Source organism: Streptomyces sp. HUAS 31 (assembly GCF_028198125.1).
GTDB lineage: Bacteria > Actinomycetota > Actinomycetes > Streptomycetales > Streptomycetaceae > Streptomyces > Streptomyces chartreusis.
Genome location: NZ_CP116353.1, coordinates 9390218 through 9402550, shown reverse-complemented (window position 1 = coordinate 9402550; position 12333 = coordinate 9390218). Strand labels below are relative to the sequence as shown.

At 71.8% G+C, this 12333-nt stretch carries 7 protein-coding genes; all 7 read right to left on the bottom strand.

What is annotated here, in order from left to right; genetic code table 11:
* Positions 1-18: 18 nt before the first annotated feature.
* The 7 genes from PGH47_RS40795 to PGH47_RS40765 are packed head-to-tail and all read right to left on the bottom strand — an operon-like array spanning position 19 to position 12303.
* Positions 19-237 carry a ferredoxin gene (locus PGH47_RS40795; protein WP_271667686.1) on the bottom strand — a complete coding sequence of 73 codons (219 nt, stop codon included), beginning with the start codon at positions 235-237 and terminating at the stop codon, positions 19-21.
* Positions 238-284: 47 nt separating this feature from the next.
* Positions 285-1556: a cytochrome P450 gene (locus PGH47_RS40790; protein WP_271667685.1), complete on the bottom strand. Its 1272-nt coding sequence runs from the start codon at positions 1554-1556 to the stop codon at positions 285-287.
* 13 nt (positions 1557-1569) lie between these two features.
* Positions 1570-2763: a cytochrome P450 gene (locus PGH47_RS40785; RefSeq protein ID WP_271667684.1), complete on the bottom strand. Its 1194-nt coding sequence runs from the start codon at positions 2761-2763 to the stop codon at positions 1570-1572.
* A 17-nt stretch (positions 2764-2780) separates the two neighbouring features.
* On the bottom strand, positions 2781-4265 hold the full coding sequence (locus PGH47_RS40780; protein WP_376056899.1) for a tryptophan 7-halogenase: 1485 nt from the start codon (positions 4263-4265) through the stop codon (positions 2781-2783).
* Between the two features lie 37 nt (positions 4266-4302).
* Positions 4303-5580 carry a cation:proton antiporter gene (locus tag PGH47_RS40775; RefSeq protein WP_271667682.1) on the bottom strand — a complete coding sequence of 426 codons (1278 nt, stop codon included), beginning with the start codon at positions 5578-5580 and terminating at the stop codon, positions 4303-4305.
* 38 nt (positions 5581-5618) lie between these two features.
* Positions 5619-5840, bottom strand: coding sequence for an MbtH family protein (locus PGH47_RS40770; protein WP_125525583.1), 222 nt, complete (start codon positions 5838-5840; stop codon positions 5619-5621).
* 22 nt (positions 5841-5862) lie between these two features.
* Complete coding sequence (locus tag PGH47_RS40765; protein ID WP_271667681.1) at positions 5863-12303, bottom strand: amino acid adenylation domain-containing protein; 6441 nt, start codon at positions 12301-12303, stop codon at positions 5863-5865.
* Between the last annotated feature and the right edge of the window lie 30 nt (positions 12304-12333).

Here is a 12333-nt window from a genome sequence, read left to right as displayed (position 1 = left end):
ACGTGACGCGAAGGCCCCTCAGCGAGGCCCTCCCCGCTCCGCCTCCTGTTCATGGACCGAAATGGCGTGTCCCGGGCAACGCCAGACGACCGACCGTACGGCCGCGGCGAGTTCCTCGGCCGGTGCGGAGTTGTCGACGACGCCCATTCCTTCGTCGTCCTGGTCGAACACCTGGGGCGCGAACATCGCGCAGACGCCACCGCTCACGCACTTGTCGCGGTCGATCCGGATCTCCATCGCTCTGCCGTCTCCTTTCCGTGGGCCCACCTCTCCCATCCGACGGGTCACCAGGCGACCGGCAGGCGGTGGACTCCGTGGGCGAGCGCGCGGTTGTAGAAGCGCACCTCCTCGACGGGCACGGCGAGCCGCAGTCCGGGGAAGCGCCGCCACAGGGCCTTGTAGGCGATCCGCAGCTCGGTGCGGGCCAGCGCGGCGCCCAGGCAGTGGTGGACGCCGTGCCCGAAGGCGACATGGGCGACCGGCTCACGGGCGAGGTCGAGCCGGTCAGGGCCGTCGGTGAGGGCCGGATCGCGGTTGGCCATGGTGAGCGAGCAGATGACGGTCTCGCCCGCCTTGATCAGCTGGTCGCCGATCCGCACGTCGTTCACGGCGGTGCGCGGGGTGGGCGCGTTCGCCACCGACATGTAGCGGACCAGCTCGTCCAGGGCGCGGTCGGAGGCGAGACGGCCGCCGTCCCCCTTGCCCGCACCAGGACCGCCCGTGCCGTCGCGTTCGCCGAGCAGCAGCGGGAGCTGGTCCGGGTTCTCCAGCATCGCGAGGACGCCGAGGCCGATCATGCCCTCGATGTTGTCGATTCCGGCGAGGATCAGCAGCACGCACACACCGCGCATCTCCTCGTCGGTGAAGTCGTCGCCGTGCTCGCGCACCAGCGCGCCGATGAACCCGTCGTCGGGGTCCTTGCGCTGCCGCGCCACCATCGAGACGAGATAGCGGGAGAACGCGGCGCCGTCGGCCGCGCGCACCTTGCGGCTGCGGGAGAAGTCCAGGTGCCGGTGGCAGTGGCGCAGGAACTCGGGCCGGTCGTCGCGCGGTACGCCGATGAGCTCGCACAGCACCTCGCCCGGCACCGGCTGCGCGAACAGCGGCATCAGGTCGGCGCCCGGTCCGGTCGCCTCGACGGTGTCCAGGTGCTCCTCGATGATCGCCGTGATGTCCGGTTCCAGCCGGCGCAGCCGCCGTACGGTGAACTCGGGGGTGAGCATCCGGCGGAGCCGGGTGTGCTCCGGCGGGTCGTAGTCCATCAGATGGCCGACTAGCTCCGGCGGGCGCCAGTTCGGGCCTTCGGCGCCCCATCGGCGGCGGGTGCTGAAGTTGGTGTGGTCGCCCAGGATCCGGCGGACCTCGGTGTAGCCGGTGGCGAGCCAGACCCATTCGTCGGATTCGTTGGGGCCGATGACGTACCTGCTCAGGGGCGGCGCGGCACGCAGGTCGTCGGCCGGGTCGAAGCGGGTGCGCCGGGTGTAGAGCAGTTCGGGGTACGCCTGTTGTGCCCGCGGTTGCTGCTGCGGGGCCGGTTGCTGGGCTTGCTGCGGCATGAACGTCGTCCTCCTACCAGGCCACCGGCAGTGCGTCCACGGAGTAGACCCGTGAGGACGGCATCCGGAACCTGATCTCCTCGTGCGGGACGGCGAGCCGCAGGTCCGGGAAGCGCCGCCACAACGCCTGGTAGGCGGTGCGCAGTTGCATCCGGGCCAGCGGAGCGCCGAGGCAGTGGTGCACGCCGTGCCCGAACGCCATGTGCGGGGCCGGTTCACGGGTGATGTCGAAGCCGTCCTTGTGATCGTCACCCGGGGTGGCGATCCGGTTCGCCGCGAAGGCGGAGCAGATGACCCGCTCCCCCTTCGGCACGACCTGCCCGCCGAGCGGCACGTCCTCCAGCGCGGTGCGCGGCGAGAGGGTCGGGATGACCGAGACGTGGCGCAGCAGTTCCTCCACCGCGCGATCGATCAGTTCGGGTTTCTGACGCAACTCGGCGAGCTGATCGGGATGTTCGAGGAGGACGAGCGTACCGAGTCCCAGCATGCTGGCGACGTTCTCGATGCCTGCGGAGGTCAGCGACGCGGCCAGGCCCTCCAGTTCCTCGTCGGTGATCTCGTCGCCGTACTCGCGCACCAGCATGCCCAGCAGATCGTTCCCGGGGTCCCGGCGCTGCCGTGCGGTGAGTTGGTGGAAGTAGGCGCGGTAGGCCCGGCCGGCCGCCATCTGGCGGGCCCGGCCGCGGCCGTCGTCGCGGGTGATGTCGAGGTGCCGGGACAGCTCGGCCCGGTCGTCGCGGGGCACGCCCAGCAGTTCGCAGGCCGTGTGGCCCGGTATCTGCCAGGCGAAGTGCTGCATCAGGTCGGCCGGCGCCCCGGCCTGCTCCATGGCGTCGAGGCACTCCTCGACGACTGCGTCGATGCGCGGCTGGAGTCGGCGCAGGCGCCGCATGGTGAACTCGGGGTTGAGCATCCTGCGCAGCCGGGTGTGCTCCGGCGGGTCGTAGTGCAGGGGGTTGCCGATGTTCTGGAGCCGCCGGGACTGCGCCTCGGTGTCGGCGGGCGGGAGCATGGTGAACCGGTGCTGGTCGCTGAGCACCTCGCGGGACTCGTCGATGCCGGTGACCAGCCAGCCCACGACCTGGCTGGAGGGTCCGCCGTGCAGTTCCGTCCGCAGCACCGGGCACCGGTTGCGCAGTTCGACCAGTTCGGGGACCGGGTCGAGCCGGTCCCGGCGGTTGTACACGGGGACGTCACGGGACGCCATGTCGGGGCTCGCCTCCCTCAGGCGGTGGTGGCCGGCAGCCAGTACAGGCCGTCCGGGGAGGAGACCAGTCCGCCGGGGAACATGGGCGTCTCGGGTTCGGCGTCCTCGCCGAGCAGCGCCCGCATCTGCACCTGGCCCGCCTCCTGCATGGCGTTGCGCACGACGGAGGAGCTGAACAGGGGCACCGAGCTGCCGTCCTCGTTCGCGGCGAACTTCTCCACGGCGGTGGCGAACTCCTCGGAGTTGTCCGCGAGCCGCTCGCTCAGCGCTTCGGTGTTCATCAGGCCCTGCTCGCCGGAGGAGACTCCGCCGATCAGCTCGACGAACGACTGAAGCTCCGGCTCGCTGTTCGCGGTGACCTTCTTGGCCTGCCAGAAGTAGGAGTTCTCGTCGCGGTGCATCTCGTAGAAGGACACGAGGAACTCGTAGAAGACGCCGTACTCGCGCCGGTAGCGGGCCTCGAACTCCTGCATCGCGGCGTCCTCGTCGACCTTGCCCTCCAGGACGCTGTTGAGGGAGCGGGCGGCGAGCAGCGAGCTGTAGGTGGCCAGGTGGACGCCGGAGGAGAAGACCGGGTCGACGAAGCAGGCGGAGTCGCCGACGAGCATCATGCCGGGCCGGGTGAAGGTGGTGTGGTGGTACGAGTAGTCCTTGCGGACCCGGATCTCGCCGTACTGGCCCTCGGTGACGCGGGTCGCGTCGGAGAGGTAGTCGGCGATCATCGGGCACTCGTCGATCAGTGCCCGCAGCGCCTTCTCCGGGTCGCCCTGGATCTTCTCGGCCATCTCCCGTCGTACGACGGCTCCGACGCTGGTCAGGGTGTCGCTGAGCGGGATGTACCAGAACCAGCCGCTCTCGAAGGCCACGCAGAGGATGTTGAAGCGGTTGGGCTCCGGCATCCGCTTGCCGTTCTCGAAGTAGCCGAAGAGGGCGAGGCTGCGGAAGAAGTCGGAGTACTCGCGGGTGCCGCCGACCTTGTTGTGGAGCCGGCTCTTGTTGCCGGAGGCGTCGACGACGTACCGCGCGCGGATCTCACGCTCGTTGCCGTCGGCGTCTGCGTAGGTGAGGCCGCGTACCCGCTCGCCCTCCTCGATCACCCCGCGCACCGAGCAGCCCTCGCGGACGTCGGCTCCCTGCTTGCGGGCGTTCTTCAGCAGGATGTCGTCGAACTTGGAACGCTCGACCTGGTACGCCACGGACGTCGGGCCCGCCATGCGGGGCGAGACGGAGAAGGCGAAGGTCCAGGGCTCGGGCCGGGCGCCCCAGCGGAAGGTGCCGCCGCGCTTGAGCGGGAAGCCCGCCTTCGCGAGGTCGTCCGCGGCGCCGGAGAGCCGGCACACACCGTGAATGGTGGACGGCAGCAGCGATTCACCGATCTGGTAGCGCGGGAAGTTCTCCTTTTCCAGTACGACGACCCGGTGCCCTTGTTTGGCGACGAGCGCGGCAAGGGTGGAACCGGCGGGTCCGCCGCCGACGACGGCCACGTCGAATTCTTCGGTCACTGCTCCCACAGCCAACTCCCTGTCCGTTTCGGTGTTCTCATTGAGCCTGAATTCGTCCGACCGGCTCGTCAACTCGTCCATTTTCCTTTTCCGGACGCTCTTTTCGTCCGATGAGGGTGAGCAGCGGGCCTGTCATGAAGGTGGTGACGAGCGCCATCAGGACGAGCACCGTGAAGAGTCCGGGGCCGATCACCCCCGCTTCGAGCGCCACGTTGAGCACGATCAGTTCGGTGAGGCCGCGGGTGTTCACCAGGGCGGCCACCCGTGCCGACTGATGGGGGCCGAGTCCGGTGAACCGGCAGGCCGCGTACGCCGGGCCGAGCTTGCCGAGGACGGCGATGCCCAGGATCAGCGCCAGCAGCACCAGTCCGTCGGCGTCGAGGGTGCCGACGTCGAACTTCAGCCCGGTGGTGACGAAGAACAGCGGCAGGAACACGGCCGCGGTCTGCTCCATCGGCTGGAGCACCTCGGCGTCCGGGACCTCGTTGCGGCGCGGCATGACCAGCCCCGCGAGGAAGGCGCCGAACACCGGGTGCAGCCCCAGCATCGACGTCACCCAGGCACTGCCCAGCGCGAGCCCCAGCGCCAGCGGCACCGGACTGAGCAGCCGCGACTCCGAGCGCCGCAGCAGACGGTCCAGCAGGGGCCGTACGACGAGGAACATGACCGCGCTGAACAGCACGATCAGCACCAGGGCCCACAGCCACGAGGGTCTCGAGGAGTGCCCGGTGCCGGCGAACGCGGCGGCCAGCACGAGCCAGGCGGCCGCGTCCATGACTCCGGCCGCGGTGGTGGCGACCGTCCCGGTGGCCGTCCCCGCCATGCCGCGCTCGCGGACGATCGCCACCAGCACCGGCAGCGCCGTCACCGAGCAGGCCACCGCCATGAACATCACGAACGTCCGCCCGCCCGCGTCCGGTTCGACCGCGGTGAACATCCCGTCGAGCAGGGTCACCGCGCCCGTGCTGAGGCCGGCCGGGACCAGCAGTGCCAGCGCGGCCACCGCCAGCACGGACCGGCCACCGCTGCGCAGTTGCCGGTAGTTGATCTCGTATCCGGCGAGGAACATGAAGATCACGACGGCGACCTGGGAGAGCACCGTCAGGAACGGCAGCACCTCCGGCGGGAAGAGCGCCTTGGTCGGATCGCCCGGCAGCCGGCCGAGCAAGGTGGGGCCGAGGGCGATACCCGCCACGATCTGCCCGATCACGGTCGGCTGTCCCAGCCGGCGGGCCAGCGCGCCCAGCAGCCAGGAGGCGACGACGATGAGCGCGACGTCGCCGATGACGACGGCCGTCACCTGTTCGGTGTCCACGCTTCTCCCTTCTTCTCACCGCGTGCGTGCGCCACCGCTCAGGCCGTGGAGGTGCCCTCCATGCGGGCGACGAGGCTCTTGGGCCGCATGTCGGTCCAGTTCTGCTCGACGAATTCCAGGCATTCGGCCCGGCTCGCCTCACCGAACGCGGTCGTCCAGCCCTGCGGAATCTCCGCGAAAACCGGCCAGAGCGAGTGCTGACCCTCGTCGTTGACGAGCACCAGGAAAGTGCCGTTCTCATTGTCGAAAGGGTTGGTCATGGTGTCATTCGCCTTCTTTTCCTCAGTGGTTCGCGGATTCTTCGGTCTGTCGAGGGGCGGTCAGTTTCTCGGTGAGGACACGGCCGACCGGCGGGAGATCTCCGGGGTGGAGCATTCGGTAGTGGTCGACGGGGATTTCATGGCTTTCGACGGTGCCGCCGGTGAAGTCGTCCCAGCCGGCCCTCGCCTCGGCGGCGGGCAGTTCCTCCGGGCGGTCGTGCGCGGCGATGAACAGCAGGACGTCACCGCCGAAGCGGCGCGGGGTGTGGCCGGGCGCGAACCGGGCCATGTTGCCCAGCACTTCCTGCATCCGCGACAGCACCCGGTCGCCCAGGTTGCCGCGCGCGTCGACGCCCGCCGACACCTCGATCTCCTGCTCCATCAAGGTCGACGCCTGCTCCTCGCGGGAGACCCCGCGGTCCCGGGAGACCGACTTCCCGGCGCTGCTGGGGTACGCGTCGAGCAGCGCGAGCAACGCGACCTCCTCGCCCAGTTCCTCCAGCCGGCAGGCGATCGCCTGCGCGATCATGCCGCCGAAGGACCAGCCGAGCAGGTGATAGGGGCCCTCGGGCTGCACCGTGCGGATCTCGTCGGCGTAGTCGGCCGCCATCTCCTCGATGCTGTGCGGGAGTTCCTCCGGCCCGGCGAGCCCGCGCGCCTGCACTCCGTACACCGGGAGGTCGGCCGGCAGATACGGCACCAGCGCCGCGTACGACCAGCTCAGGCCCATGCTCGGATGCAGGCAGAACAGCGGCTTACGGGTGCCTTCGGGACGCAGTGGCAGCAGCACGCCCAGTTCGCCGCCCCCTCCACCGGCCGGCCTGGCGGCTCGGGAGGCCCGTCGGTCACGCAACGACAGCACGCCCTCGCCGTCGCGCCTGGCCCGCTTCCCGGTCCGCAGCATCCGACCGCCGGGCCGGTACGGGTCGGCGACGAAACGCTCGGCGGTGAGCGCGGGCCGTCCCGCATAGCCCCGGGCGAGGGTGCCGCCCGCCACGTACAGATCCCCCTCGACTCCGCTGGGGACCGGCCGCAGCCGGTCGTCCAGGACGTAGGCCGGAGTGTGCGGGAGCGGCCGTCCCGCCGGGAGCCCGTTGGCGGGCGCGTAATCGCCGGGACCGAACCGCGCCTCCAGCCAGGTGCCGCCGGTCTCGGGTGTGGCGTGACCGGTGACCCGGGTGGAGACCGGGGGAATCCGGTGCGGCTCCTCGTCCACGAGCAGGATCTCCGGGTACGACGGTGAGTCCGCCGCCTGCTTCGCGAGCAGGGCGCCGCTGGTGACCAAGAGGTCGGCGTCGGGCCCGTCCGCGGAGGGTGTGCCGAAGCGCACGGCGCCGCCGGAACTCAGAGTGGCGAGCAGCGGGGTGATCAGGGCCGCGCCCGGCACACGGGAGTCCAGCAGGGTCACCCCGGACACGGTCGAGGTGAGGGCGCGGTGCGCGGTGCGGGAGGCGAGGGTGCGGTGCTCGATGACCGTGTGGGTGCCGTCCTCGGCCGAGGTGGGGAGCAGCAGGGCGGGATGGCCGGGGTGCGGGGCGAGGTCTCCACCGGGGATCTCCGTGACGGCATCAACCGCCGTGTCATCGCCGTCGGTGATCAGCACCGGGATGTCTTCCCCCGGCGGCCAGACCCCGGCACCGCTCGCGCTGGTGACCACGGCATCGGGACGGAGCTCCCCGAGTGCCCGGTCCGGTCCGGAGATCAGCCGGAACGCGGCACCGGACCACAACACCCCGAGAACCGCCCCGACCAGCCCCACGCCCGCGGGCTGGTCCACCGCCACGACGTCCTCGGCACCGATCCCCCGCGCCTTGAGCCGTCCCGCCAACGCCCTTGCTGACACGTCGAGTTCGGCGTAGGTGAGCGTCCCGGACTCGTCCGCCACGGCGACCGCGTCGGGCGTGGCGGCGACCCGCGCGGCCAGCGCCTCGACGACCGTCGATTCGGGTGGCTCGACCTCGGACTCGTGGGTCGCCTGCCGCTCCGCCTCGTCCAGCAGCAGGTCGACGTCCCCGACCCGCAACTCCGGGTCGTCGGCGACTTGCTCCAGGACCCGGACCAGCCGTGCGGCGAACGCCGCCGCCGTAGTGGGGTCGAACAGGTCGGTGGCGTACCGCAGTTCGCCGGCCAGGCCGTCCGGCGCACCGTCCAGGTCCTCGGTCACGTCGAGGTGGAGGGACAGGTCGAACTCCATGGCGTCGGTGCCGAGGTCGACGGGGCTGGTGTTCAGACCGGGCAGCTGCCAGGCGTCCCACGGGTCCTCGCCCTCGTCGTGGACGTCGAGGGCGACCTGGAAGACAGGGTGGCGGTCGGGCGTGGGCGGCAGGTCGAGGGCCTCCAGCAGCCGGGCGAAGGGCACGTCCTGGCGGCGGCGGGCCTCGCGACCCGCGTCGTGCGCCCTGCCGAGCAGTTCGGTGAAGGTGGGATCGCCGGAGAGGTCGGTGCGCAGGGCGAGGGGGCGTTCGAAGGCGCCGATCAGCCCTTCCAGTTCGACTTCGTCGTCGCTGCGCGGCAGCACGGTGCCGACGGTGACGTCGTCGGTCGCGCCGAGCCTGCCGAGCAGCAGGGCGAGTGCCGTCTGGACCACGGTGAACGCGGGGGCCCCCGACGCCTCGGCCGTCGCGGTGAGCCGGGCGTGCGCCTGGGCGCCGAGCCGGACCGGCACGGATGCGGCCCGGCGGGTGGGCAGCACCGGTCGGTCGCGGTCCGTGGGCAGTTCCAGGCCCTCCGGGGCGTTGTCGAGTGCGCCGCGCCAGTACTGGATCTCGTCCCAGGCGAGGGTCTCGCGGTCCTGCTCGCCGTTCAGCAGCTCCCGCTCCCACAGCGCGTAGTCGGCGAACTGCAGGGGCAGCGGCGCCCGTTCGGGGGCGCGGCCCCGGCGCCGGGCACCGTAGGCCGCGGCGAGGTCGCGCATCAGCACGCCGGTTGACTGCGCGTCCGCGGCGATGGGGTGCACGAGCAGGTGCAGGACATGGTCGGTGTCGGAGAGCGCGAACAGGGTGTGGGTCCAGGGCACTTCGCGGGTGAGGTCGAAGGTGTGCGCCGTCGCCTGCCGGAGCAGTGCGGGCAGTTCCTCCTCGCGAGCCTCGACGAGGTGCAGTTCGGGCCGCCCGGCCTCCGGTTCGAGCACCTCCTGGTGAACCGAGCGGCTGGTGCCGGGGAAGGTGGTGCGCAGGATCTCGTGCCGGTCGGCGACGTCTCCGAGCGCCGCCGTCAGCGCGTCCCGGTCCAGGGCGCCGCCCACCCGTAGCGCGAGGGCGTGGTGCGCGGGCGTGCCGTCGCCGTCGAGCCGGTCCAGCAGCCAGGTGCGCAGCTGGCCTGCGGTGAGGGGCAGCGGGTCCGGGCGCTCCTCGATCTGCCGCAGTGCGGGACGGACCTTGGCGGCGAGCACCCGCGCCACACCGGCCGGCGTGGGCGCGGAGAACAGCTGCCGGATGGGCAGGTCGACGCCGAGTTCCTCCCGAATGCGGCGGGCGAGACGCATTCCGAGGCCGGAGTCGCCGCCGAGCTCGAAGAAGTTGTCCTCGGCGCCGACCTCGTCGAGGGCGAGCACCTCGGCGAAGAGCGTGCACATCTGCTGCTCGGTCTCGCTCTCCGGGGCGCGTCCGGCGACCCGCGAGACGAAGTCGGGGGCGGGCAGCGCATTGCGGTCGACCTTGCCGTTGGCGGTCACCGGCAGCGTGACCATGGCCATCACCATCGCCGGGACCATGTACTCCGGCAGCACCTCGGCGACCTGCTCACGGACGTGGTCGGGGTCCAGATCCGGTCCGTCGGCGACGACGTACCCGATCAGCCGCTTCTCGCCGGGGCCGTCGTCACGGGCGGCGACGACGGCCTGCCGGACGCCGGGCTGCGCGGCGAGCGCGGCCTCCACCTCGCCCGGTTCCACGCGGAAGCCCCGGATCTTGACCTGGGCGTCGGCCCGGCCGACGAAGACCAGTTCGCCCTCGTCGGTCCAGCGGACCAGGTCCCCGGTGCGGTACATCCGCCGCCCGTCCGTGTACGGGTCGGCCACGAACCGCTCGGCGGTCAGAGCGGTGCGCCCGGCGTACCCGTGTGCGACGCCCTCGCCGGCGATGTACAGCTCGCCGGGCACGCCGGCCGGCACCGGTTGCAGGAAGGCGTCCAGGACGTGGACCCGGCGCCCGGCCAGTGGCCGTCCGATCGGCAGCGTGCCGGCGGCGGGCGAGCCGGGCTCGACGAGGTGCCAGGTGGCGCACAGGGTGGTCTCGGTCGGCCCGTAGAGGTGGCGGATCCGCAGCTCCGGGCAGACCCGCCGTACTCGCTCGACGGCCTGCGGGGGTACGACGTCGCCGCCGGTGAGCACCTCGCGCAGCCCGGTGAAGCACTCCGGTTCCTCCTCGGCGAGCACCCGGAAGGTACCCGCGGTCAGGTGCAGGGCGGTCACCCCGGCGGCGACCTCCTCGCGGATCCGCAGGGCGTCGACCACGCCCGGCTCCGCCACCACCACGCGGGCCCCGGAGACCAGCGGCACCCAGATCTCGAACAGTGAGGCGTCGAAGGCGTGCGGGGCGTGCAGCAGCACGGCGTCCCGCTCGTGCACGCCCCACCCCGGGTCCCCGGCGAGCGCGGCGACCGCGCCGTGCGGCACGGCCACGCCCTTGGGCGTCCCGGACGAGCCGGAGGTGTACATCACGTACGCGATGTCGTCCGCGGTGCACGGCACCGGCGACGGTGTCTCCCGCTTGGCCGTCAGGTCGTCGAGCACGAGCGGGGTCACAGGGGTGTCCTCGGGTACGGCACCCCGTGTGGAGCGGGTGCACAGGACGGCGGCCGGTGCGGAGTCCTTGAGCAGGAACGTGATCCGCTCGGTCGGGTTGCTCACGTCGACGGGCACGTACGCGGCGCCCGCCCGCCAGATCGCGAGCAGCGCGGTCAGCAGACCGGCCGACCGCTCCATGAGCACGGCGACCCGGTCGCCCCGCCCCACGCCGCGACCGATCAGGTGCCCTGCCAACCGGTCGGCGCCGGCGTCGAGTTCGGCGTACGTCAGGCTCCGCTTTCCGTCGACGACGGCGACCGCGTCGGGAGTGCGGGCCGCCTGCTCGGCGAAGAGTTCGGGCACGGAACTGCCGGACACGGCCGCCTCGGTGGCGTTCCAGTCGCGCAGGACGCGTTCCAGCTCCGGCCCGCCGACCGCGGCGAGCCGACCGACGGGTATCCGCGGGTCGGAGGCGATCTGTTCCAGCACCCGGATCAGCCGGCCGAGCACGGCCTCGGCGGTGCCGCGGTCGAACAGCTCCAGCTGGTGGTCGAGTTTGACGTGCAGACGGTCTCCGGGCGCGACGACCAGCGTGAACGGGTAGTGGGCGGTGTCGCGGGAGAGCTTCGCCGGGCGCATGGACAGTCCCTCGGAGCCGGGCTTGCCGGGCGCGTGCGGGAAGTTCTCGTAGACGACGAGGGTGTCGAAGACCGCGCCGGCGCCGCCGAGGCGTTGCACCTCGGGCAGTCCGAGATGCTGGTGGGCGATCAGTCCGGCCTGCCGCTCCTGGAGGGCGGTGAGCATCTCGACGGCGGGCTGCCGCCCGTCGAGGGGCACCCGCACAGGGAGGGTGTTGATCAGCAGGCCCACCATGGTCTCGACACCCGGTAGTTCGGCGGGCCGGCCGGAGACGGTGGCGCCGAACACCACGTCGGTGCGTCCGGCGAGCTGCGACAGTACGACCGCCCAGGCGCCCTGCACGACCGTGTTCAGGGTCAGCCCGTGGCCGCGGGCCAGGCTCACCAGGCCCGTCGTCAGCTCCTCGGAGAGGTCGGTGAGCACGAAGCCGGAGTCGGGCAGCCGGGTCAGGTCGGCGGGCGCGACCAGCGTGGGGGCGTCGAGACCGGCCAGCTCGGCCCGCCACACGTCCCGCGCCCGGTGCTTGTCCTGCCGGTTCAGCCAGGCCAGATAGTCACGGTAGGAGGCCGTCGGCGGGAGCCCGGAGGCGTCGCCGCCGGCCGCGTACAGGGCGGACAGCTCGCTCATCACGACCGGCATCGACCAGCCGTCCATGAGCACGTGATGGCTGGTGACGATCATCCAGTGCCGGTCCTCGGCGAGCTTGACCAGAGCTATGCGCAGCAGTGGGGCCGCCGCCAGGTCGAACCGCCGGCCCAGTTCCTCGCCGGCGACCCTGTCGGCCGCGGCGGTCGCCTCCTGCAAAGGCCGTCCGCTGACGTCCTCCTCGCGCCACGGCAGGGTCACCTCGCGGGCGATGACCTGCACCATCTGAGCGCCGCTGACGTGGCGGAAGCCGGCGCGCAGCGCCGCGTGCCGGGCCACCAGCGCCTCCCAGGAGGCACGCAGCCGGGCGGCGTCCACCGGCCCGTCGAGGGCGAGCACGGCCTGCACGGTGTAGACGTCGGGGCCGCCGCGGTCGTCCAGGGCGGCGTGGAAGAGCAGGCCCTCCTGGAGCGGGGACAGCGGCCACACGTCTTCGACGAGGGATCGGGGCATCGCGTTACTCCTCACAAAGGCTTGCGGTCA